Origin of the sequence: Bifidobacterium sp. MSTE12, assembly GCF_000513015.1 — a bacterium.
GTDB lineage: Bacteria > Actinomycetota > Actinomycetes > Actinomycetales > Bifidobacteriaceae > Bifidobacterium > Bifidobacterium dentium.
In genome coordinates this window covers 66,202-89,765 of record NZ_AZYA01000034.1, presented here as the reverse complement: position 1 = coordinate 89,765, position 23,564 = coordinate 66,202, and the positions used below count along the sequence as shown (strand labels likewise).

Annotated in this window: 16 protein-coding genes; 5 read left to right on the top strand and 11 right to left on the bottom strand. The window is 59.1% G+C overall.

Annotated features, from left to right (window positions below):
- Window positions 1-47 precede the first annotated feature (47 nt).
- Both HMPREF1494_RS06985 and HMPREF1494_RS06980 read left to right on the top strand, forming a co-directional pair.
- Window positions 48-854, top strand: coding sequence for a Cof-type HAD-IIB family hydrolase (locus HMPREF1494_RS06985; RefSeq protein WP_003839692.1), 807 nt, complete (start codon window positions 48-50; stop codon window positions 852-854).
- Between the two features lie 338 nt (window positions 855-1,192).
- On the top strand, window positions 1,193-1,732 hold the full coding sequence (locus HMPREF1494_RS06980) for a peptidylprolyl isomerase (protein WP_012902264.1): 540 nt from the start codon (window positions 1,193-1,195) through the stop codon (window positions 1,730-1,732).
- A gap of 161 nt (window positions 1,733-1,893) precedes the next feature.
- Here HMPREF1494_RS06980 and HMPREF1494_RS06975 read toward each other — a convergent pair whose 3' ends face one another.
- The 3 genes from HMPREF1494_RS06975 to HMPREF1494_RS06965 form a co-directional block, all read right to left on the bottom strand.
- Window positions 1,894-4,218, bottom strand: coding sequence for a RelA/SpoT family protein (locus HMPREF1494_RS06975; RefSeq protein WP_003839668.1), 2,325 nt, complete (start codon window positions 4,216-4,218; stop codon window positions 1,894-1,896).
- A 105-nt stretch (window positions 4,219-4,323) separates the two neighbouring features.
- Window positions 4,324-4,800, bottom strand: coding sequence for a dUTP diphosphatase (dut, locus tag HMPREF1494_RS06970; RefSeq protein WP_003841496.1), 477 nt, complete (start codon window positions 4,798-4,800; stop codon window positions 4,324-4,326).
- A complete protein-coding gene (locus HMPREF1494_RS06965) occupies window positions 4,800-5,093 on the bottom strand; it encodes a DUF4193 domain-containing protein (protein ID WP_003844001.1) in 294 nt (97 codons plus the stop codon). The genes dut and HMPREF1494_RS06965 overlap by 1 nt, the downstream gene beginning before the upstream one ends.
- A gap of 151 nt (window positions 5,094-5,244) precedes the next feature.
- On the opposite strand from HMPREF1494_RS06965, the gene sepH reads away from it, so the two are divergent.
- A complete protein-coding gene (gene sepH / locus HMPREF1494_RS06960) occupies window positions 5,245-6,264 on the top strand; it encodes a septation protein SepH (protein ID WP_003841495.1) in 1,020 nt (339 codons plus the stop codon).
- Window positions 6,265-6,279: 15 nt separating this feature from the next.
- Here the strand turns inward: sepH and HMPREF1494_RS06955 are convergent, their stop codons facing one another.
- Window positions 6,280-7,509 (bottom strand): alkaline phosphatase family protein, encoded by a 1,230-nt coding sequence (locus HMPREF1494_RS06955; RefSeq protein ID WP_192917609.1) that lies wholly within the window; start codon window positions 7,507-7,509, stop codon window positions 6,280-6,282.
- Between the two features lie 187 nt (window positions 7,510-7,696).
- On the opposite strand from HMPREF1494_RS06955, the gene HMPREF1494_RS06950 reads away from it, so the two are divergent.
- A complete protein-coding gene (locus HMPREF1494_RS06950; protein ID WP_034521381.1) occupies window positions 7,697-10,390 on the top strand; it encodes a DNA gyrase/topoisomerase IV subunit A in 2,694 nt (897 codons plus the stop codon).
- Window positions 10,391-10,393: 3 nt separating this feature from the next.
- On the opposite strand, the gene HMPREF1494_RS06945 is transcribed toward HMPREF1494_RS06950, so the two are convergent.
- Genes HMPREF1494_RS06945 through HMPREF1494_RS06935 form a run of 3 tightly spaced genes read right to left on the bottom strand, consistent with a single transcriptional unit; the run spans window position 10,394 to window position 15,925 of the window.
- Window positions 10,394-15,145, bottom strand: coding sequence for a DEAD/DEAH box helicase (locus HMPREF1494_RS06945; RefSeq protein ID WP_034521379.1), 4,752 nt, complete (start codon window positions 15,143-15,145; stop codon window positions 10,394-10,396).
- A gap of 29 nt (window positions 15,146-15,174) precedes the next feature.
- Window positions 15,175-15,390: a helix-turn-helix domain-containing protein gene (locus HMPREF1494_RS06940; RefSeq protein WP_003841491.1), complete on the bottom strand. Its 216-nt coding sequence runs from the start codon at window positions 15,388-15,390 to the stop codon at window positions 15,175-15,177.
- Between the two features lies 1 nt (window position 15,391).
- Window positions 15,392-15,925 (bottom strand): DUF2975 domain-containing protein, encoded by a 534-nt coding sequence (locus HMPREF1494_RS06935; RefSeq protein ID WP_034521376.1) that lies wholly within the window; start codon window positions 15,923-15,925, stop codon window positions 15,392-15,394.
- Between the two features lie 156 nt (window positions 15,926-16,081).
- Here HMPREF1494_RS06935 and HMPREF1494_RS06930 point away from each other — a divergent pair, with 156 nt between their 5' ends.
- Window positions 16,082-17,488 (top strand): DUF4153 domain-containing protein, encoded by a 1,407-nt coding sequence (locus HMPREF1494_RS06930; protein ID WP_231495363.1) that lies wholly within the window; start codon window positions 16,082-16,084, stop codon window positions 17,486-17,488.
- Here the strand turns inward: HMPREF1494_RS06930 and HMPREF1494_RS06925 are convergent.
- From HMPREF1494_RS06925 to HMPREF1494_RS06910, 4 genes are all read right to left on the bottom strand, one after another.
- Window positions 17,473-18,705 carry an MFS transporter gene (locus HMPREF1494_RS06925; protein WP_171843688.1) on the bottom strand — a complete coding sequence of 411 codons (1,233 nt, stop codon included), beginning with the start codon at window positions 18,703-18,705 and terminating at the stop codon, window positions 17,473-17,475. The genes HMPREF1494_RS06930 and HMPREF1494_RS06925 overlap by 16 nt on opposite strands.
- A gap of 161 nt (window positions 18,706-18,866) precedes the next feature.
- On the bottom strand, window positions 18,867-21,203 hold the full coding sequence (locus HMPREF1494_RS06920) for a DNA gyrase/topoisomerase IV subunit B (protein ID WP_034521366.1): 2,337 nt from the start codon (window positions 21,201-21,203) through the stop codon (window positions 18,867-18,869).
- A gap of 99 nt (window positions 21,204-21,302) precedes the next feature.
- Window positions 21,303-22,688, bottom strand: coding sequence for an RNA polymerase sigma factor (locus HMPREF1494_RS06915; RefSeq protein WP_003839652.1), 1,386 nt, complete (start codon window positions 22,686-22,688; stop codon window positions 21,303-21,305).
- A 146-nt stretch (window positions 22,689-22,834) separates the two neighbouring features.
- Entirely contained in the window at window positions 22,835-23,374 is a 540-nt protein-coding gene (locus HMPREF1494_RS06910) for a DUF4192 domain-containing protein (RefSeq protein ID WP_231495362.1), read from the bottom strand.
- Window positions 23,375-23,564 lie beyond the last annotated feature (190 nt).

Sequence of the window (23,564 nt, the reverse complement as noted above, 5' to 3'; positions counted from 1 at the left end):
GCTTTTCTAGACTGGGCCAGACGGAATGTTTACGAAAGGTTGTTTCCATGCATGACACCTACGACATCAAGGCGGCGTTTTTCGACATCGACGGCACGTTGACCAGTTTTGTGACGCATGTGGTACCGCAATCCACCGTTGACGCGTTGCGAGCGCTGCAGGCCAAAGGCGTGAAGATCTTCATCTGTTCGGGTCGGGCGCCGTCCTACATGGGCGTGGTACTCAACACGATTCCCGTTACCTTCGACGGCATCGTAGGACTGAATGGCCAATATTGCATGGACAACACCGGACTCTCCTATCGTCACCCGCTCGATCAGGTCGACGTGGAAAGAATCACCGCATGGCTGGACGAGCATACGAACGTCATCGCCAACTATGCGGAAAGCGATCACGGGTATTTCAACCGCGTCGACGAGGCGATGCGGCAGACATGGAAGAGTCTGGGCAAAACCGCGCCGAAGGTCGATATCTGTGATCCGCATACCCGAATAACGGATCATCCCACTTTCCAGATCAGTCCTTACGTCGATAGAGCCGTCGAGGCTGAAATCACCGGAATCTGCGACAACGTGCGGGGAGTGCGCTGGCATCCGGATTTCACCGACCTGATTCCCGCCGATGGCGGCAAGGCGAAGGGCATGCAGGTCATGCTCGAACACTACGGATGGCACCGCGGCAATGCGATTGCCTTCGGTGACGGCGGCAACGATGTAGACATGCTGGAGTACGCGGGAATCGGCGTGGCCATGGGCAATGCCACCGAAGAGCCGAAACGAGCGGCCGACTACATCACCGACAGTGTGGATGATGCGGGAATAGCCAACGCCTTGCATCACTTCGCGATTTTGTAACGGCATCACGTTCGTCACGACTACCGTCACTATCGCATTGTCAATATGAACGAATCGTGCGCCTTGCCCGTATACGATTACAATCATGCGCACGATTCGAAAGCATCCCCCGCAAATCGAAATCGTGCACGCACAGCATGAGGAAGCCAGCCCTCTTTTCACGCACAGCCGGCCATTCCGATGCCCATAAGCGACAGCGCTCAGCCCATATGCCCCAGATGACTTACGATTCCGGCGAGCCGCAAGACATCCGTCATCCTTCGGGCCAAACGTGCGCGATCGGGAATCCACAATGAATGAAACCTGATGGTCCCGAACCTATGGGAGAATCGGGAACCATGACTACTATCATCATGCGCACGACCGAAGGTGACATCAAGATCGACCTGTTCGACGACAAGACCCCTGAAACCGTAGCCAACTTCCTTGGCCTGGCCACCGGCGAGAAGGAATGGACCGACCCGTTCACCGGCCAGCCGAGCCACGAACCGTTCTATGACGGCCTGACCTTCCATCGCATCATCAAGGACTTCATGATCCAGGGCGGCTGCCCGCTGGGCACCGGCACCGGCGGTCCGGGCTACAACTTCGATGACGAAATCGTGCCGGGACTGACCTTCGACCGTCCGTACCTGCTGGCCATGGCGAACGCCGGCCTGCGTCGCGGCATGGATGGCAAGGTGCACGGCACCAACGGCTCCCAGTTCTTTATCACCACCGTACCGACCGAGTGGCTCAACGGCCACCACACCATCTTCGGTGAAGTCGCGGATGATGAGTCCAAGGCCGTCGTCGACAAGCTCGACGCCGTGGCGACCGACCGTTCCGACGCTCCGCTCGAACCAGTGGGAATTACTTCGATTGAAGTCGTGAAGTAACACCATCAGCAATACACAGGGTTGGAGAAGTCTCCTTCCTAGACCACACTCCGATCGTCGGTCTGAAGAAATCCAGATTCGATGATCGGCAGGAGTGCGGCTCTCCCGTCTCTCCCCATCATGCTTCGCACATCATACTCCTCATCCAGAGGAGGGAACCGCTATATCCTTCGCAAACGGGGTTCGGCGGAATCCTTGGCACCGGTGATGCGATACACGTCGAACACGCCTTCGATCTTGCGTACTGCCGCAAGCAGGATGTTGAGATGCTGCGGATCGGCCATCTCAAAGCTGAACTGACTGGTCGCCACACGATCCGTACCGGTGGAAATCGAGCCGGAGATGATGTTCACGCCATGATCGGACAGCACACGCGTCACATCGCTCAACAGGTGCGGACGATCGAGCGCCTCCACCTGAATCTTGACCATGAATACGCCCTTGGTACTGGTCCACTGCACGTCGACCACACGTTCAGGCTGCCGCTTCTGCAAGTCCAACATGTTCTGGCAATCCACACGATGCACGGACACGCCCTGGTTACGCGTGATGAAACCGATGATCTTATCTCCCGGCACCGGCATGCAACAGCGTGCCAGTTTGACCCAGATGTCACCCACACCCTTGACGGAGATGCCCAGCGAACTGGTGGTGTTCTTCTTGTTGCGCTCGACCTGTTTGAGAGGCAGCGCCTCCTGCTCCACCTCTTCGTTGACCTCGTCGCTGCCGGCATCCTTCACCAGATGCGAAATCACGTTCTGCGTGGAAATCTGACCGTCGCCGATGGCCGCGAACACGGCATCCGCGTTGGCGAGATTGAGTTCGTCGGCGATGCCGACCAACGCTTCCGGAGTCAGCAACGTGGTAATCGGCAGATTGCGCTTGCGCATGGCTCGTGTCAGCTCGTCACGGCCTTCTTCGATGGCTTCGGTACGTCGTTCCTTGCTGAACCATTGACGAATCTTGTTGCGGGCCTTCGGGCTTTTGGTGAAACTCAGCCAATCACGGGACGGCCCCGCGGTATCGGATTTGGATGTCAGCACTTCGACGGTGTCGCCATTCTCCAGTTTGGTGTCCAACGGCACCAAGCGTCCGTTCACACGGGCGCCCATGGTGCGGTGGCCCACTTCGGTATGCACGGCGTAGGCGAAGTCAATCGGAGTGGCCTCGGCAGGCAACGACACGATCTTGCCCTTCGGCGTGAACACGTAGACTTCCGCGGAGCCCAGATCTTCCTTCAAGGAGCCGAGGAATTCGTTGGAATCCGGAGTCTCGCTCGTCCAATCGGCAAGCTGCTGGATCCATTTGAGATTATCGGCCTCGGAAAGCTCCTGGTTCTCACCGCGCTTGCGGTCGGACTTATCCGGTGACGACAGGGCACGGCCCGCCTGACCGTTCTCCTTGTACTTCCAATGCGCCGCGATGCCGAATTCGGCGCGACGGTGCATATCCCAGGTTCGAATCTGAATTTCCACCGGCTTGCCGCCTGGGCCCACCACCGTAGTGTGCAGGCTCTGGTACATATTGAGCTTCGGCATGGCGATGTAATCCTTGAAACGGCCCGGAACGGGGTTCCAACGCGCATGCACGGCACCTAGCGCCGCATAACAGTCCTGAATGGTGTCGACGATGATACGTACACCGACCAGATCGTAGATGTTGGCGAAATCATGGCCGCGCACGATCATTTTCTGGTAGATGGAGAAGTAGTCCTTTGGACGCCCGGTCACATAGGCCTTGATATGCTGCTCGTCGAGATCCTCATTGATCTCGGCGAGGATCTGCTTCAGATACACGTCACGCTGTCCGGCCCTGCGAGCCACCAATACCACGATCTCGTTATAGATCTTCGGGTAGAGCACCTTGAAGCTGAGCTCTTCCAGTTCGGTTTTGATGGCGTTCATGCCGAGCCTGTTCGCCAGCGGCGCATACACGTCGAGCGTTTCATGCGCCTTCTTCTGCGCATTGGATGGCTTGACGTAACGCCAAGTACGAGCGTTGTGCACGCGGTCGGCAAGCTTGACCACCAGAACACGCACGTCCCGGCTCATGGCCACCACCATCTTGCGGATGGTTTCGGCCTGTGCGGAATCCCCGTATTCCATTTTGGAAAGCTTGGTCACGCCATCAACGAGGCCCGACACGGTATCGCCGAACTCGGCACGGCACTCCTCAAGCGTGTAGTCGGTATCTTCGACCGTATCGTGCAACAGACCCGCCGCCACGACAATCGGTCCCATGCCCAGATCGGCAAGAATCTGCGCGACGGCCAGCGGGTGGATGATGTAAGGCTCGCCGGACTTGCGCCGCTGCGTGCAATGCTGCTTGACGGCACGCTGATAGGCGCGCGCCAGAATACCCATATCCTCATCGGGATGGTGGTATTCGCACATCTTCAGAATCGGTTCAAGTGGATCAAGAGGATTCGTGCTGATCTCGCAACCCAACATGTGGGCCGAACGAACCTCGTTCTCATCGTCGCCCATCTTCCACCTCCTCTTGCAATGCTCCCTATCCTACCCGTGCCGCACGGCATGACCGACGCATCCGACCGCGTGTTGTGCGGTCGGATGCATGCGTGGCGAACAGCCTCAGGAGGCCACGCCGGTCGAGCCGAAGCCGCGTTCGGCGCGATCCGAACCCGGCAACGACGCCGCCGGCACGAATCTCGCCTCGACATAGCGCTGGATCACCAATTGCGCGATGCGGTCCCCCGGCTGGAATGTCACGGTGTGTTCCGGATCGAGGTTGATCAGCGGAACCTTGATTTCACCACGGTAGCCGGCATCAATCGTGCCCGGGGCGTTGAGCACGGTGACGCCGCGCTTGACGGCGAGCCCCGAACGGGGGTGCACCAGGGCGACGTAGCCAGCCGGTAGCGCAATGGCCACGCCAGTAGGCACCAGCGCCCGCTGGAACGGCTCCAAGGTGACCTCCTCCGTCGTTTTGAGGTCCGCCCCGGCATCTCCGGCATGGGCATAATACAGTTCCGCAGGTTGGTCGGGATTCAGCGACTTTACCAGAACCTCGACGTTTTCCGGCTCGTTGTATGCTTCGTCGAATGCCATCAGGCAGCGCACTCCTGACAGACGGGCTGCCCATCCTCGGTGGTGTAGGCCAGCTGGCTGCGATGCTTCACCAGGAAGCATTCAGAACAGATGAATTCATCTCCCTGCATGGGAATGACGGTCACCGAAGCGTCTTCATTGCTCAGATCGGCGCCGGGCAACTCATAGTCCTCGGCAATGGCGTTCTCGTCATCGTCCATATCGTTGGAGGAATTCTGCGAGCTTTTGCCCAGAGCCTGGAGCGACTCCTCGTCCTCGTCCTTGTTACGCGGGGAATCATAATCCTGTGCCATCGCGATTCCTTTCGTCATCTATGGTGCCTATGCGCCATAGAATACATGACATTTACCCCGCATAGGATACACGATTCGAAATACTCGTAAAATCCGACACGTGCGGCACAATGGAAATATCTGATGCCCGAAGAAGGAAAGTGGTGCGCTCATGCCTGAAAATCCGTTCGAGGAAGCCCGGTTCGATCATGTGGGGGAAACCGGTGAACTCGTCTTTGTTTCAGGTGCCGGAAAATTCGCCGTAAAGGTCGATGATGCGCTTGAGAGAGCCATTTTGGAGGCGAAACAGATTCGTTCCGAAGTACAACGGGAGCACCAGCCGCATACGTCCACAACGTTGCCGATCTCACAGATTCAGTCGCTGATTCGCGCCGGTGCCGATCCCGCGCGAGTCGCGGAACGATACGCTTTGAGCGAGGCTCTTGTTCGGCGTTTCTCGGCCGCGGTCGAAACGGAAAAGCAGTATGCCATCGAGCAGTTCCTCGCTGTGCCGGCACCGAAGGAGAGCCGCGTACGCACGCTTTCCGAGCTCATCGAACGCACGTTCGCGGCGGCCCGCGTCCGTTTGGAGGACGTGACTTGGAAGGCTACGCGACGCGGTCTGGAGCCATGGAAAATCACCGCGCAATTCACATCCAACGGTCGCACCATCCGTGCCGAATGGACATGGAACATGCACGACAACGCCGTGACTTGCCTCAATGCAACCGCCAAGAAACTCATCGGCGAACAGGACACGCCTAAAACGGGAGGCGCCGAAGATCATACGGTGGATGAGGATTTTCTGGCATCGTTGAATCTGCCTGGCAATTCCGCGCGCTCCGCCCGCATCGAACAGACCGTCTCAGCCTGGAACACGCCTGAGCCGACCATGCCAGCCGCCCGGCCGAAATCAGCCGCTCCCTCCGTACCGTTGTCCCCCATTGATTCGGGCACGATCGCAACGACCCCGCCGATTCCCGAAGGAGTCGGCGCCGTGCCGATGCCGCAGTCCCCGAGCGAATCCGACATGCAGGCGCAGCCCGAACAGGACTCGCCGCAGACGAAGGGCGAAACATCGTCCCACACGGCTTCGACGCCTGACGAACATGGCCAAGGCGCCACGAAGGCGAAACGTCGTGCCGGACGTTCCGCAGTGCCCAGCTGGGATGAGATTCTGTTCGGCGACTGACCTTGCGGCACGCTGCTAGGCCATGTCAATCAGACAGGGAATGTCCGATTCCAGCATGGTCAACGATCCGTGCACGCTAGGCAGGTGCGTCGCCTTCTCGGCCTGCGTCCGTGAGTCGACGATGGTCACGGATTGTGCGGCCGACACGATGACATCACCCAACATCGGTTCCACATACGGTTCGACCGGCCCGTACACGCCTTGTGCAATCGCCTCGGCACGCGTACGCACCTGCGCCCGCTCCTCTAGGAAATCACGCCATCTCATGGCGATGTCCTCAGGGTTCTCGCCATGTTCGGCATAGAGCATCACGCAACGTGGTTCGCCGCCGATACTCGCCACACCTTGGGATAGCCGGGGCTCCCCGGCTATGTCGATGCGTTGTTGTGGATCAGCGGCGATCATGCCATGATCCGCGACGACAACGATCAGCGTCCCTTTGGGAAGGCTGCGTCTGAGCAGCCCAAGCTGACCGTCCACACGTTCGAAGGCCCCGATCCACTTGTCGGAATCCCAACCATAGTTATGGCCGACCTTGTCGGTATCACGCAGATAGACATAGGTCAATCCCGGCCTTCGTGCGGCCCTTGCGGCAACCGCGATCCTCGTGCGCGGATCCGTATTGGAGATGTAGTCGGTACCACGCAACGAAGACTGCGTCAACGCCGAGAACGCGAATTTAGGCAATCCGGAACTGGTGACGCGTACACCCTGTTCGGCAAGACGCTCGAATACCGTGGGCTGGCGTTGCAGATCAAGTGGGGCCATCGCGTTTTTGAACGATATCAGCTGGCAGATTTCGCCATTGTTCGGATTCAGCTGCGTATATCCGGTCATGCCGGTCAATCCGGGGCATGTGCCGGTACCGAACGAGGCCATGGCGGCCACCGTGGTGCTTGGCATGCAGGTAGCAATCGGGCGTTGGTTGACGGAATCGTTCATCAGCGAACGCAGGTATGGCGCATGGCCGAGTCTCATATTGAGATTCCAGTAGCCAAGACCGTCAACCAGCACGATGACCGCCGATCGCGCATCGGGAAGTCCCAACACGGTCTGCAGGGAGAGCGGATCCCGATGAATCGCGGTCGGGATTGGATGGCCAAGGGCTGCGGAAATCGCCGGCAGCACCGCCGAAAGATGCAGCGCTCCCCCGCGTTCGCCCATTTTCGCCGACCTGCCGTCGCCGTATCGCGCGGGCGAGGTCATGGAAAGCAGCTCCTGCATATGCGGCACTTCAATACTCATGTCTTCCATTCAATCACCGCGTCGCGTCAGAAGCCGGCATATCGGGATCGTATGGACGTTCACCGAACGCGAAATCATCACGCTTTCGGCAGGACCGCATGCATTGCGATGCATGGAGTTCGACATTACCGGCTGGTAATATGGGCAGGTTGATTACCGTCCGACGACTGTGAGGGAGAATCACTGCATGGTATCGCACCGCAAACCGGCACAACCCGCTTTCGACCCGCGTACGGTCAAGGAGCACATCGTCGAGACGCCTCTGAACGAGGAAATGAGCAAGTCGTTCCTCGAGTATGCATACTCAGTGATCTATGCGCGTGCACTGCCTGACGCCAGGGACGGTCTCAAGCCCGTGCAACGCCGCATCATCTACCAGATGGGCCAGATGAATCTCTCTCCCGACCGCCCATATATGAAATCGGCACGTGTGGTCGGCGAGGTGATGGGCAAGCTCCATCCGCATGGTGATTCCGCAATCTACGAGGCCATGGTGCGTCTCGCCCAACCGTTCGCGATGCGTCTGCCCTTGGTGGATGGCCACGGCAATTTCGGTTCCCTTGATGACGGGCCGGCGGCATCCCGCTACACCGAAGCGCGTATGGCACAGGCCGCACTCGGCATGAACGCGGACATCGCCGAGGACACCGTCGATTTCACCCCCAACTATGACAACAAGCTTCAAGAGCCGACCGTTCTGCCCTCGGCCATTCCGAATCTGCTGGTCAATGGCGGTTCCGGCATCGCGGTCGGCATGGCCACGAACATGGCCACGCATAATCTCGGCGAAGTCGTGGCGGCGGCCAAGCATCTGATGCGTCACCCCGATGCCACGTTGGAGGATCTGATGAGGTATGTGCCAGGTCCGGATTGGCCAAGCGGCGGCGTAATCGTGGGGCGGAGCGGCATTCGCGAGGCATATGAGAGCGGCCGTGGCGCACTGACCACCCGTTCGGTGACGCATATCGAAAACGTGACGGCACGCAAGAAGGCCATTGTCGTGACGGAACTGCCGTTCATGGTGGGACCGGAACGTGTGTTGGAGCGTATTTCCGAAGGTGTGAAGAATCGCAAGCTGGAGGGCATTTCCGGTGCGATCGACCTGACGGATCGACATAACGGCACACGGTTGGTCATCGAGATCAAGACCGGTTTCGATCCAAATGCCGTGTTGGCACAGCTGTTCAGGCACACGCCCCTGCAAGACAATTTCACCATCAACAATGTAGCTCTGGTCAACGGTCGTCCGCACACCATGGGATTGAAGGAAATGCTCAAGGTGTGGGTGGATCATCGTCGTGTGGTGATTCGCCGCCGTAGCGAATTCCGCAGACGGAAGGCGTTGGAGCGCCTGCATCTGGTCGAAGGCCTGCTGTTGGCCATGGTCGATATCGACGAGGTCATTCAGGTGATTCGGTCCTCCGATGACGCCGAGGCCGCAAAAACCAGACTGATTGCCGTATTCGATTTGGACGACATTCAGGCGCAGTACATTCTCGACTTGCGTCTGCGCCGCCTGACGAAGATGAGCCGTATCGAACTTGAGGCCGAACGCGACGATCTGAAGCAACGCATCGAAGAGCTGGAGCGCATCCTCGCCTCCAACGAAGCCTTGGACGGTGTGGTGATCGATGAGATGGACGAGGCCGTCGCCGCATATGGCACACCACGACGTACCGTGCTGTTGGACGAGGATGCCGACGGCGGTCTGGTACCGGTGACCGCGCATGGCGATGATGGTGTTTCCGCCACCGCGCTGGCTGCCGCCCGCACCGCCGCGACCGTGTCTTCGGCAGCCGCCGACGTGGCCGCCGCCGCGAAAGCCGCGAAAAAAGCCGGCGAGGATAATGCGACCGCGACCGCCTTGCAGATCGATGACGAACCCTGTGCAGTGATGCTGAGCGCCACCGGTCTGATCGCTCGCACCCATGAGGATGCCGTGGAACGTTGGGAAAACCGTTCCGGCTCGGATGCGCGAACCAAGGATGACCAGATCGTTTCGATCTTCCGCACGACCACACGCTCCTCATACGGGCTGATCACTTCCGCAGGTCGCCTGGTGTTGGCGCATGTGGTCGAGTTGCCGGCCGTCGCCCCGGACGGCCCGTTGAACGTTTCCGGCGGCGTGAAAGCCGAGGAATTGCTAGACATGACGGAAAACACCGATCCGATTCGCGGCGAACGTGTAATCGCCGCCATCGCAATGCCCTCCGTGGACGATGCCGGCAAGGATGGCGATGGCGCCGAACCTGCTCCGCTGGCGCTGGGTACGCGCAACGGTGTGGTCAAACGCTGGAATCGCGAGTCACCAACCACCATGGATTCCTGGAGCGTCATCGACCTGAAGGACGGTGATGAGGTTCTGGCCGCGGCCGAAGCGCGGGATGGGGATCGTCTGGTGTTCGTATCCACGGATTCCTCGCTGCTGACATTCGAGGCGAAGAACGTGCGACCACAGGGCCGTACCGCCGGTGGCATGGCGGGCATTCGTTTGGCCACCGGCTGCTCGGTCGCCGCATTCGCCGTGGTTCCGGCCGAAAAGGTCGCTTGGACGTATGACGAAGGCGAGAATGGTCTGTTCTCCGCTTCCGGCGCCGTGGTGCTGACCGTCGCTGGTGATTCCGAGGCGTTGCCGGGTACGGAGAACGGCGCGGCGAAGGTCACGCCGTTGGAGATGTACCCGACCAAGGGCCGAGGCACTGGTGGCGTACGTTCGCAACGGTTCCTGAAAGGTCAGAATACGCTGATCTTCGCTTTCGTGGGCGCATATCCGATTCATGCCTCCACAGAGGGTGGCTCCGGTGTGGAGTTGCCCAAACCCGACATGCGTCGCGACGGCTCCGGTACGGATATGGCCGCCCCCATCGCCGTTGCCGGTTGATCGTCAGCGATAGAGTTTCATGCCTTGCGGGCTTTCCGTGAAGCCTGCGGCATGGAGCAGCCGCATGTATTTGTTGCGTTGTTTTAGCGATATGCCGTTCATCTCGTTGAAGCTGATGCTACCGCCGGACTGACGCTGCAGCGCGTAGACGAGTTCCGAACAGGCCTGGCGCAAGGTGCCTTCGGCATCGGTAAACGCCATGATCCTATGGCTTTTCGGCACGGCGAACAGCACAGGCTCACCTTCCTTGAATACGACGATCGACCCCGTTCTGCGTGCCGGCTTCGCACCACGCGAGCCATCAGCCTTCTCGGTTTTCGTCGGCTCAAGTTCAGGCCATGCGATTGCCGCGCCCGTAAGGCTCGCGGGATCGGTCACCTCAAGCGCCACACAGGATTGGCTATGCCACTGGTTTTCACTGCGCAACGCGTCCACGGTATCGTGACCGGCGAATTGCGCCGCACCGAAGCCATCTACGAACAGGCCCCGCACCAGCATGCCGTGCTCTTCCATACGTTTCAGAACGGGATACAGCCTTGAAAATCCGCCGGCAATTCGGTCTTTATCGATGAGTGGGGCCGCGATGACGCCGTATCGATCCAGCAATGATTCGATCCGCGCTATTTCACGTTCCTCCATGCCACCGTTCGATGTCGCCGTTCCGTTTTCGATCGGCCTTGGCGCGACGACCGCGGACCACAATCCGCCCAGTGTCATCGGCACCGCAGTATGCATGCGTACTCGCCTGCGTAAGGTGGCCCTTGGCGCACGTGCGATTCCGGAACCTTGCATCAGTGCCCGTACGGGAGCAAAAGAGCTGTTGGTCACCCTGCCCTGCCATACGAGTGACCAAAGCGCTTCCTCGAATTGGCTTTCGCCCCATGCGGGAACGATGATTTCGCCCGTGGTTTCGTCCACTTGCGCCTCGGCATGCCGCTCCCACACCGATTTGGCGGTCGCCGACAACTGTGACGCATGGAAGGCGCCACCATCCTGCAATGCCGTGATGATGGCCTGCGGTACGGTCAGGGCCTCATCGTCTTCGGCTGTATCCGATGCGACCGTTTCGGAGACCAGCGGCGAATCGGCCGGATAGAATGCGATGTTTCCGACCTCCTTGGCGGCCGTGTCGCCGCCCCCTTCGCCAACCCAGATCACGTCGCCGGAGGCTATCAGCTCATCAAGCATGGAAGGATGATATCCGCGCACTCTCGTCGAAAACACGGAGGACTCCCAGATCTGGGCGGCCAAAGACACACCTTCGAGCTGTTCGATGACACGCATCAGACCGTCAATGCCCTCATAGCGTTCACCGCCGACCGGACCGACTCCCTGACGGTCAAGCAGGAAAGCCTGGTAGGTCTGCGGGCTGACCGGTTTGATGGCGTTACGCGCCTTGGCAAGGGACCTAGAGCGGATACGGCGAAAGACGTCCCTATGCAGCCACTGCTGCGACGACGTTCCATAATCGGTTTCGCCAATGGTCCCCGCGCGAGGAGACGAAGAGTGCGCAATCAGCGAACGAACATCAGCGGAGTCGGAATCCGTCAATGCGGCATCAGCCAATGCCTCGGCATCAGCGAAGTGGCCTGTAAGCAGATCCCCCTTGGCATGAAGCATATCGAGGGCGCGCACAGCCTGAACGGCATCGATGTCCAGATCGGCAATCATCCGGTCCGCGACAAATGGACCATGCGTTTTGGCATAGCGGGTCACTCGACCGGTAACGTCGCCTTTATCCAGATCGTTCCAGAAGGTCTTTTCGGCTAACTCGTGCGCAACCTGTCTGATTACGTCGGCATCCAGTACGGTGGACATGTCGGTGCCGCCAAGCAGACGTTCCAGTACCTCTGGATCCATGGACAGCAATCGCGTGCTGCGCTCGGCCTGCGGCACGTCGTATTGGTACATGACCGCACCCACGAATCCGAAAAGCATGCTTTCCGCGAATGGCGACGGCGTTTCAGTGGTCACATCGCTCAGTGCGATCGTTGCGGAGTTCAGTCCGGTCATGATTCGCCGCAACGCCGGCAGGTCGTACACATCCTGCAGGCATTCGCGCGCGGTCTCCAGCAGTAGCGGGAAGTTCTGACGTGCACGGGCCGCGTTAAGCAGTTGGGCGGCACGCAGTCGTTGCTGCCAAAGCGGCACGCGCCTGCCGGGATCAGTGCGTGGCAGGAACAGCGAGCGCGCCGCGCATTCACGGAATCGTGCCGAATACAGCACGCTTTCGCCGACTTGCGCTTCGATGATGCGGTGTAGATCGTCGAGATCGAACAACACCAGTTCACGGATCGGCAGGGCACCATCGACATCCGGCAGGCGGATGATGATGCCGTCATCGGCCGCATACACCTGCCCATCGAACCCATATCGCTGCCTGATGCGCGTGGTGATGGCCATGGCCCACGGCTCGTGTACGCGTCTTCCGTATGGCGAATGGATGATAATGCGCCAGTCGCCCTCTTCGTCCCTGCAACGTTCGATGACCAGTTCACGGTCATTCGGGATTATGCCGGTGATGGCACGTTGCTCTTCGAGCAGGTCGGCCAGATTTCCGATGGCGTTGTCATCGAGTCCGTCACGGCGCAGTCGCGCGATGATCCTCGCATCGAAGCGTGATTCGACATCGACACCGTCAACGTTCGCATGCCTGAAGTTTTCAGCCGTCCGCGCGCGTAGTCCTTGGGAGATCTCACGGAGGAACCGGCCTTGGGCGAGACCGAAGCCATAGTCCCGCCCATCACCTTCGCCATGCCAGAACGGTAGCCGCGCGGTACGCCCGGGAGCAGGAACCACCACCACACGATCACGCGTGATCTCCTGAATCTGCCATGTGGAGGTACCCAAGGTGATCACGTCGCCTTCGCGTGACTCATAGACCATCTCTTCGTCAAGCTCGCCTACCCTCCGCGGGCCGGGACCGCAGTCCGTTTCGGGAAGCACCACGGTGTACATGCCTCGGTCGGGGATGGTTCCGCCACTGGTCACGGCCAGGCGTTGCGCCCCGGGACGTGCGGAGATGAGTCCGGATTCCTCGTTGCACTGCAGTGGTGGGCGGAATACGGAAAAGTCCTCGCTATCATAGGCACCGGTCATCATGCCCATCACCGCATCGAAGATCGACCGATCCAGATCCGTGAAGGAGGCCGCCTTGCGCACCCGCCCATACCACTCGTCAGGATCAAGATCGTCCATGGCCGCCGCGGCCACGGTCTGTTGGGCAAGGACATCCAACGGATTGATCGGAATCGTCAACGGTTCGATATCACCTGCCCGCATACTTTCGATACAGGCGGCCGTACCGATGATCTGTTCGCGCGTGATCGGGTAGAACAACGCATGCGACACTCCCCCGACTTGATGATCGGCGCGTCCTACCCGCTGCAATCCCGAAGAGATCGACAACGGCGGTGCGATCTGAATCACTAGGTCCACCGACCCCATGTCAATGCCGAGTTCAAGGCTGGAAGTGGCCACCACGCATCGCAGTTGGCCTCGTTTGAGCCGCTCCTCGATTTGCTTGCGCCTGTCTTTCGACACGGATCCATGATGGGCCATGGCGATCGCATCACCATCTGCATGGGACCCGACCAGCATGGTGGTCGATCCAATCACGGAATCGTAGTGCCCGGCGAATCCTTCACGTCCTTCCGGTGAACCAACGTCGTGAGGCTCGGAACGGCACATGCCGGCATGCATGTCGTTGAGGCATGCGGTGAGCTTTTCCGCCAGCCCTCGGGAGTTGACGAATACGAGTGTGGTGCGATGCTTCAGTATTTCGTCGAGAACGCTGCGTTCTATGGCCGGCCATACCGAACCGCCTACCAGTCCTGGCGAAGCGGGACTCCCGGTCGTCGCTTTTCGAATGATGCCCTTGCGTTCGGCAAGCGATTCCATGGCCGGAGTCACTCCGGAAATACGCGGAGTACGGGGATTCGGAGAATCCACACCGCCAGCCCGACGCCTGGCTTCGGAGGATTTGGGACCATGCACATACTCTAGAGGTTCCACGACCTTCAAATCCATTGCGGGGCGCGTTCCGGAATTGATGATCCGCACCGCTTGCGCGCCACCAAGGAATCGCGCGGCCTCCTCGGGTGGATTCACGGTTGCGGACAGACCGATACGTTGCACCGGATGACCGACGAGGCCATCCAACCGTTCCAGACTCAAGGCAAGGTGCGCGCCACGTTTGGAGCCTGCGACGGCATGCACCTCATCGACGATCACCGTCTCCACGGTCGAAAGGATGCGCCGGGCCTTGGATGTGAGCATCAGGAACAACGATTCCGGAGTGGTGACGAGAATATCCGGCGGATGGTTGACGATGGCGCGCCGCTCCTTCGGTGCGGTGTCGCCGCTGCGTATGCAGACCCGGACTTTCGGCGCGGGCAATCCCGAGGCCTTGCACTGATCGGCTATGCCGCACAACGGCGTTTCAAGATTCTTCGCCACATCGACGCCCAAGGCCTTCAAAGGCGAGATGTACAACACCCTGACGCCGCGCTTGGGCTTTCCCGACGTGTTTCCACCATCACCGACGGTACCTGCGGCAGACTCCCCCATCAGCCCGTCAATTGCCGAAAGGAACGCGCACAGGGTCTTACCGGAGCCGGTGGGCGCAGTCACCAGCACGTTCCCACCGGAGCGAATGGCCGGCCATGCCTGCCTTTGCGTGTCAGTCGGGCATTTGAACGCATGCTCGAACCACGCCTTGGTAGGCTCCGAAAACAGGTTCAGACATTCGTACATACGTTCGATTATGACATCAGTCACAGACGTCAGCCCTTATCGTCGTCGACCCACTCAAGCACATCGCCGGGCTGACAACCCAGCGTCTGGCAGATGGCGTCAAGCGTGGAGAATCGAATCGCCTTGGCCCGTCCGTTCTTCAACACCGAAACGTTGACCGGCGTGATGCCTATCGCCTCGGCCAACTCGTTGACGCTCATCTTGCGTCTGGCAAGCATCACATCGAGGTTCACACGAATCGCCATATCAAATCACCGCCGCCAACTCATCACGCTGTTCGATGGCCTGCATCAGCAATGAGCGCATTACCAGCATCAGCAGCTCGAACGCGGCAATCAGCAGCAAGGAAACCAGACCTGCGCCCAATATGGCGAATCGCACCAGATCCCGTTCGACGCCCAATACATCGGCCAACAACATCGAAGGCGACATCCAGATCTGAGACAGCATCAGCAGGACCACCAATACGGCCTCGGCTCCGGCGCACGCAAGAATACCGTTCGTCCAATGCACCGCCTCGCCGGAAAACACATCGCGCCGCCTGGCGAGGGTCAACAATCGCCACAACGGAATCAGCGCGATCTCGAAGCAGGCGACCATCAGCGCACCATCGATCACGTACAGCCAATGCAACGCATCGGCATGGGGGTGCGCGGCCGCGACGCCGCACGCAACCACGAACAGACCTATCTGCAATCCCAAACAACACACGGCGAACAGTATGATCAGCACACGCAACGCACCAATCACCCCGCAACGGCATACCAAACGATCCGACATGACAGATCTCCCATCCTATTTTTGAATATCGATAATAATCTATCGAAACTCGATATGCAAATCTTGTGAAAGTAAGTCCATCGATATATTCCTATCGTTTTTCGATAGCTTACGATGGCGCCATACACACTACGTACCATCACCGAAAGGCTCCGCATGACGGCATTTCAATCCCAGGCACAACCGGTGGCCAATCCCCTACCTGCCGCATCCGGCCCGCAGAACGTCAAGCCGGAGGTGGATCCCACAACCAGGCGGCGGGAGATGGCGAGCCGACCGATCACCCAACGCACCATTGTCACCATCTGCGTGGCGCTGGCAATCACATTCGTCTTCGACCGGCTGGTCTGCGACATCACCCCAACATGGCTGTCCGGCTACGCGGTGCCGCTGTTCTGGGTGATATGCACCACGGCGCTCACCGCGCTGCACTGGCGGACCGCCCGCAAGCGTCCGCTCGTCTGGCTGGTCTCAGGAAGCATCATCGCCATCGGCATATGGGAAGCGCTGTTCTCGTCCGTATGGTCATACTCGAACAATCTGGAATATGCATTGACCACGGCATTGGCCCAGCCCGCCCTGCTGATGCTGCATTGCCAACTGGTCAACGGCCAATATGACGTGCGGCACCCGTTCCAAGTCGCGTGGAGCTGGATCACCGGCTGGTTCATACAGCCATTCGTGAAGCTGAAAGGTTTCTTCGAGCCATGTGCAATCCTGTTCGCCCGATTCGCCACCGCATCGGGAAAGCGCTCGAAAGCCCGCGAAATCGGCATGGCCCTGCTTGTTTCGATTCCCGTGCTGTTGGCGATCGTCCCGCTGCTGGCGGACGCCGACCTTGTGTTCCGATATGAGCTGGCGAACGTTTTCGGGCACATCGACCCGACGGATTTCATCCTTCATGCGACCATCGTTCTTCTGCCATGGCCGTTCCTGTGCTCGCTGCTCATCGGACTTGATGGCAAGCCCGCATCGCCACTCCCGGAACGCCGCATCACATTGGGCACGACAACGACCATCGTGGTATTGTTGATGACACTACTCGTATACGCGTTGTTCTGCGTGGTGCAATTCCGCTTTCTGTTCGCGGGATTGTTCATGAACGGCTCTATCGCATTGCCTGACGGACTGACCTACAGCGACTACGCGCGCAGCGGCTTCTTCCAGCTGCTGACGGTCACGGCGATCAATCTGACCATCTTCGCAGTTGCGCTCACCTTCACGCCGTGCACACGCTCACTGACGGTCTCGCTGATCGCGTTGATGACGGAGACCGCCATCATGCTCGTTTCTGCGGCGTTGCGCCTCGGCCTGTATATTGACGCATACGGGTTGACATGGCTGCGCTATGTCTCGATGACGTTCATCGCACTACTGGCAGTCGCGATCCTGCTGTGCCTGGTCCGACTGAAAGTGCAGCGCCTTCCGTTGATCGCAACGCTCGTCGCGCTGTTCATCGTCTGGTATGTGGCGCTTGGCTTCAGCAATCCCTACTGGATATGCGAAACCTACAACGCATTCCACGGCTTTGGTACAGTCGCATCGATTCAGCCGATTCGTTGACCGCCGCACTTCCTGCGCAGGGATTCATGCATGACGATCATGAGCACAAGGAAAACGACCAGATACCACGGGAACAAGGTGATGGTGACATGCTGTGCGATCAGGCCGAACACCGGCGGCATGCACATCGACCCGACATAGGCGCAGGCCATCTGCATGCCGACGATGGCCTGCGACTTGTCTTCGCCGAAATACGTCGGCGTGGAGTGGATGACGCACGGATAAATCGGCGCGCAGCCGAGTCCGACGACCATCAGACCGACAATGGTGCCAAGATGCTGCGGCAACGGTAGCAACATGACCACAACGCCAAGCAACACAAGGACCTGCCCCATGCGAATCATGGTCGGATCGTTGAATTTCATGGTGACGAAACCGCTCAGCAAACGACCAACGGTGATGCCGATGCAGAACAGACTGGCCCACATGGCCGCCGTGGTCTTGTCGATGCCCTTGCCGAGTGCCATGTAGCTGCTGGCCCATAGCATGGCGGTCTGTTCCAGTGCGCAATAGCAGAAGAACATGATGAGAATCTCGCGTGCGCCGCGGATGGCAAGCACCCCTCGAATGCCAAGTGGTTCGCGAGATGGCTCCTGGGCAAGCCCTTCGGCGGCGGATTGCTCAGTGATGTCTGCCGAAGGTTCCGTCTCAATGCTTTGCGGTTGCGGAACCCGTTGTTTCCATAACGGCAGGCTGAAAATCAATATGGCCGTCAAGACGATCTGCAGGATGGAGATGTAACGATACCCCCATGACCAGCCTTGTCCCGCATTCAACGCATATCCCATGATGTATGGGCCCGTCAGCGCACCAATACCCCACATGGCGTGCAACCAGCTCATGTGGTGGCTTTCGTAATGGATGGCCACATAATTGTTGAGGGCCGCATCCACGCCGCCGGCACCGAGGCCATATGGAACGGCGAACAGGATCAGCACCCAATAGCTCGGGGCCATGGAGAATCCGAACAGGGCCAGTGCGGTCAATGCCACCGATATGGCGGTGACCTTGCCGGCGCCGAATCGCAGGGTCATACGATCCGACATCAATGCGGAGACGATGGTACCTGCCGAAATGACCATGGAAATGCCGCCCGCCCATGATACGGGAGCGCCCAGATCGGTACTCATGGTGGGCCATGCGGCACCAAGTACGGCATCGGGTAGACCAAGGCTGATGAAGGCCACGTAGATTACGGCAAGTAGGAGATTGACCAATCTCGTCTCCTTTGGCGGCATACGGTTACGACAACGTTTTCTCGACTAGTATTCTAGACACATCTATCTACCGATCGGTAACCAGTGGCTTGCATTATCGTTCGGGAAAATTTCAGTGTCCACCGGCATGCCCGATGCGGCGGAACCGGACCGGACGACGATCAGGTATCGATCTTGGAACGGTCGAAATCATCGGCGTTCTCGACGATGAACGCCTTGCGCGGCGGCACGTCATCGCCCATGAGCAGACTGAAGATCTCGTTGGCCTGTTCGGCGTCCTCCATGCGGATACGGCGCAGCATGCGCGTACGCGGATCCATGGTGGTGTCGGCGAGCTGGTCGGCATCCATCTCACCCAAGCCCTTGTAGCGCTGAATGTCATCGTTATAGGCGATATGTTTGCGCTCGAGCTCGGAAAGTTTGCCGGCCAGCTCGTCATCGGAATAGGTATAGATGTACTCGCCCTTATGCGCGCCGGTCAGGGCGATGCGATGCAATGGCGGAACGGCGGCATACACGTGACCGTGCTCGATGAGTGGACGCATGTAGCGGTAGAACAGCGTGAGCAGCAGAATGCGGATATGCGCGCCATCGACATCGGCATCAGTCATCATGATGATTTTGTTGTATCGTGCCTGCTCGATATCGAAACTGGCCCCGGAACCCGCGCCGACCACCTGAATGATGGCTGCGCATTCCTTGTTCGACAGCATTTGCGCCAGTGAGGCCTTCTGCACGTTGAGAATCTTGCCTCGAATCGGCAACAACGCCTGGAAACCGGAGTTTCGTGCGGCCTTGGCGGTACCCAATGCGGAATCGCCCTCGACGATGAACAGTTCCGCCACATCATCGTTGCCCGGTTGGCAATCAGACAGTTTCGGCGGCATGGAAGCGGATTCGAGCGCATTCTTACGGCGGGTGACCTCTTTGGTCTTACGCGCCTGAATGCGGGCGTGCATCTCACCGACGATCTTTTCAAGTACGCGGCCGGATTGCTCCTTGTAGCCACGCTTGGAACCGGTGATCATCTCGCCGAACTGCCTGTCGGTCATGCGGGTGACGATCGGTTTGACCTGCGCGGTACCCAGCACATCCTTGGTCTGCCCCTGGAACTGGGGTTCGGCGATACGTACGGTCACCACGGCCACGAGGCCGGCCATGATGTCGTCGCGCTCGACCTTCATGTTGGAATCCTTGAGATTCACCTTGAGCTTGCGTGCGTTGTCCTCCACGGCCTTGCGGATCTGTTTGGTGATGTCTTGCAGGAAACCATCCACATGCATACCGCCGCCGGGAGTTTCGACCACGTTCACGAAGCTGCGCATGGTGGTGTCGTAACCGTCGGTCCAACGCATGGCGATATCGACGGCACAGTCGCGGGTGACCTTCTGCGCGTGCAGTTCGCCGCCTTCGCCTACGGCCTGGGTCTCCTCGACATAAGTGTCGTCACCGGTGATGCGCCAAATGTCGGAGACCGCCTCGCCTTTGGAGAGGAAGTCGACGAAGTCCTTCACCCCACCGTTGTGGCAGAATTCCTCGACACGCGCGTGACCGTAGCGCTGTCGCGCCGGTTGCGACGGTTGCTCCGGTTGCTCATCACCGGTAGCGTTCTCTGGGCTCTCAACTTCGTCGGCATTGTCTACCGCTACCTCATCGAAGCCTTCGATCGCCGATCCGATATTATCCGTATCGTCCACCTCGTCCGTAGCGTCCACCACGGCATCCGACGTTCCGTCCGCCGGTACGTCGATCTCCCGCATTTCGTCGATGGATTCGTCACCGGTTTCGGGAATATTCTCGTCAATGACGGTGATTTTCAGTCCCGGTACCAGAAAACTGGTCTGACGTACACGGTCGATAAGCTGCTCATAACTGAATTCGGCGGTGTCATTGAAGATTTCCGGATCGGCCCAATATCGGATACGGGTACCGGTGGTCTTCGGACTGACCTTGCCGATGATCTCCAACTCGGTCGGACGGTTCTTGCGCGTGCGTTTGAACGGCGAATCGGGAGACGGATGCTCCGGATCCGCATCGGCGTACACACCGGGATGTCCCTGGTGGAACGACATGTGATGCGTTTTGCCGTCACGATCCACTTCGACGTCAAGTCGGGAGCTCAAAGCGTTGACCACCGAAGAGCCCACGCCATGCAAACCGCCGGAAGCGCCATAGGAGGAATTGCCGAACTTCGCGCCGGCGTGAAGCTTGGTGAGCACCACTTCCACGCCGGTAAGCTTGGTTTTCGGTTCCACGTCGACGGGAATGCCACGGCCGTTGTCGGCGACTTCGACGGAACCATCGGAATGCAACGTCACGACAATATGGTTGCAGGCACCGGCAAGGGCCTCATCGACGGAGTTGTCGATGATCTCCCACAGACAGTGCATCAGACCCTGGCTGTCGGTCGTGCCGATGTACATGCCCGGACGCTTGCGCACCGCGTCCAGACCTTCCAGCACGGTTAGGCTGCCTGCGCCGTAATTATCCTTGGCCATACTCCTCATTCCACGGTTGTGTCGGTTACACGAGAGAAGTCGGGAAATCCACTTCTTTCAGGGATTTCCCGACTTCGTCCATACGTTTTTCCGTTCGAATCACTGATCCAGGAAGTCGCGCAGCGTCTGCGAACGGGACGGGTGGCGTAGCTTCGACATGGTCTTGGACTCGATCTGGCGAATACGTTCACGGGTCACGCCGTACACACGGCCGATATCATCCAATGTCTTCGGCTGGCCGTCTTCCAAGCCGTAACGCATCTTGATAACGCCGGCTTCACGCGGAGACAGGGTTTCGAGCACCTGCTTGAACTGCTCCTGCAGCAACGAGAAGGCGACCGCATCGGACGGTGCGATGGCGTCGGTATCCTCAATCAGATCGCCGAACTCGGAATCGCCATCCTCACCTAGCGGGGTGTGCAGCGAAATCGGCTCACGCCCGTACTTCTGCACTTCCTGCACCTTCTCGACAGGCATATCGAGCTCGCGCGCCAGTTCATCCGGCGTAGGCTCACGACCCAGATCCTGCAGCATCTGACGTTGCACACGGGACAGCTTGTTGATGACCTCGACCATATGCACGGGCACACGTATGGTGCGGGCCTGATCGGCCATGGCTCGGGTGATGGCCTGACGGATCCACCACGTCGCATAGGTGGAGAACTTGAAGCCCTTCTTCCAATCGAACTTCTCGACGGCACGAATCAGGCCCAGGTTGCCTTCCTGGATCAGATCGAGGAACAACATGCCACGGCCGGTGTAACGCTTGGCAAGCGACACCACCAGTCGAAGGTTGGCCTCCAGCAGATGGTCCTTGGCCTTCTTGCCGTCATTCGCCGCCCACTTGAGCTCACGCCTACGCTTGAAATCCATCTGACTGGCCTCGGTGTCCAACAGATGCTGGGCATACAGGCCAGCTTCGATACGTTCGGACAGGTCGACTTCCTGTTCCGCATTCAGCAGGCTTACGCGTCCGATCTGCTTCAAGTAGTCCTTGACCGGATCGGCGGTGGCGCCGGCAGCGATTACACGACGCTTCGGGTTGCCGGACGGAGTCAGATTGTCGTCGTCATCATCATCTCGCACGACGAAAGCGCCCTTTTCCTTGGGCTCCTCAGGCTTCTTGCGTTCCTCGTCGTCCTCATCCTCGTCATCTTCAGGCTCGGATTCCTCATCCTCGTCGAGATCGGCCTCATCGTCTTCCGCGTCGACGTCGTCGAGATCATCGTCGAAATCGTCGAGATCGGCCTCATCGACCTGATCCTCTTCGCCATCAAGGGTATCTTCGTCCTCGATCGGCTCCTCCTGCCTCTTGGCGGGAGCTTTCTTCTTCGCGGTAGTCTTACGCGGGGTCTTCGTGGCCGGGGTCTTCTTGTCCGCAGCTTTCTTGGTGGAGGCCTTGCGCGAGGGGGCTTTCTTCGTGGAGGTGGTCTTATCGGTCAGATCAGCCTGTTCAGTGCTCGCCGTCGTTTCCTTAGTGGCCAAACTTATCCTCCTGCATGATCCTGCCGGAAGCATATACCACACGGGCCCACTTCTGGCAAGGGCAAATCGTCAACTATGTGAGTAAACCATCTTCCAAGGACGATTATTCCCCAATCGGCGAAGTCCCCCAGCGCCATTCATCCGACTCACGGTGTGTCGCCTATGGTTTCACCGATCCACGCCGGACCGACATGCCGATGCACGGCCGAGCAGACTATCGCTGCCAGCGAACACCCCTCATCGATCGCGAGGGCGCGCATCGCGCACGGCATGGCGCGATCGTCTCCCAGCCACCACAGGACGTAACTGATTACCGCCAGCGGCTGCACATGGTAGGACTCCGGCACCATCGCGATGATATCGAGCAACATGCCAATGCCACGGCCACAACGCGCCATATCGGGATGCGTGGCGGCATCATGGAACGATGCGCTGAGCAACTCCTCCAGACGACGCGCATTGCGCGGCAGCATGGGCCGTGAAGCGAAGTCGAGCAGAAACTCACGCGGGCAACGTTCCTCATCGATGATGATCGAGATCAACAGGGCATCACGAATGGCCAGGGTCCGGCTCATACCGACCGCGAGCGCGGCCATGTCCGTCCGACCGAGATCGCCTCCGCACCGTAGCGTCTCCATCCAATGATCGAGTGGCTCCCGCAAATACATGCGAATGGCGTCATACATACCCTGCTCCCTGCAATGTTCACGAAGTATTCGATCCGTGGCGTCCAGTTCCCGCTCGGAAAATGGCATGGGGCGTTCGCCGTCGCCCGTTCGTGATGTCCGCGGCTCCTGCACGCGCGAACATGGGCCACGTTCCTGCCCATACCCGCACTTCCTGCCATCGTTGCCATCGTTCACACCGTCCATGTCA

Bases quoted from the DNA above. Each gene is read 5' to 3' on its own strand.
- HMPREF1494_RS06965 (WP_003844001.1), bottom strand. From the start codon at position 5,093: ATGGCACAGGATTATGATTCCCCGCGTAACAAGGACGAGGACGAGGAG.
- HMPREF1494_RS06930 (WP_231495363.1), top strand. From the start codon at position 16,082: ATGACGGCATTTCAATCCCAGGCACAACCGGTGGCCAATCCCCTACCT.
- HMPREF1494_RS06935 (WP_034521376.1), bottom strand. From the start codon at position 15,925: ATGTCGGATCGTTTGGTATGCCGTTGCGGGGTGATTGGTGCGTTGCGT.
- HMPREF1494_RS06910 (WP_231495362.1), bottom strand. From the start codon at position 23,374: ATGTATGACGCCATTCGCATGTATTTGCGGGAGCCACTCGATCATTGG.
- HMPREF1494_RS06980 (WP_012902264.1), top strand. From the start codon at position 1,193: ATGACTACTATCATCATGCGCACGACCGAAGGTGACATCAAGATCGAC.
- HMPREF1494_RS06985 (WP_003839692.1), top strand. From the start codon at position 48: ATGCATGACACCTACGACATCAAGGCGGCGTTTTTCGACATCGACGGC.
- HMPREF1494_RS06920 (WP_034521366.1), bottom strand. From the start codon at position 21,203: ATGGCCAAGGATAATTACGGCGCAGGCAGCCTAACCGTGCTGGAAGGT.
- HMPREF1494_RS06975 (WP_003839668.1), bottom strand. From the start codon at position 4,218: ATGGGCGACGATGAGAACGAGGTTCGTTCGGCCCACATGTTGGGTTGC.
- HMPREF1494_RS06955 (WP_192917609.1), bottom strand. From the start codon at position 7,509: ATGAGTATTGAAGTGCCGCATATGCAGGAGCTGCTTTCCATGACCTCG.
- HMPREF1494_RS06940 (WP_003841491.1), bottom strand. From the start codon at position 15,390: ATGGCGATTCGTGTGAACCTCGATGTGATGCTTGCCAGACGCAAGATG.
- HMPREF1494_RS06945 (WP_034521379.1), bottom strand. From the start codon at position 15,145: ATGTACGAATGTCTGAACCTGTTTTCGGAGCCTACCAAGGCGTGGTTC.
- sepH (WP_003841495.1), top strand. From the start codon at position 5,245: ATGCCTGAAAATCCGTTCGAGGAAGCCCGGTTCGATCATGTGGGGGAA.
- dut (WP_003841496.1), bottom strand. From the start codon at position 4,800: ATGGCATTCGACGAAGCATACAACGAGCCGGAAAACGTCGAGGTTCTG.
- HMPREF1494_RS06950 (WP_034521381.1), top strand. From the start codon at position 7,697: ATGGTATCGCACCGCAAACCGGCACAACCCGCTTTCGACCCGCGTACG.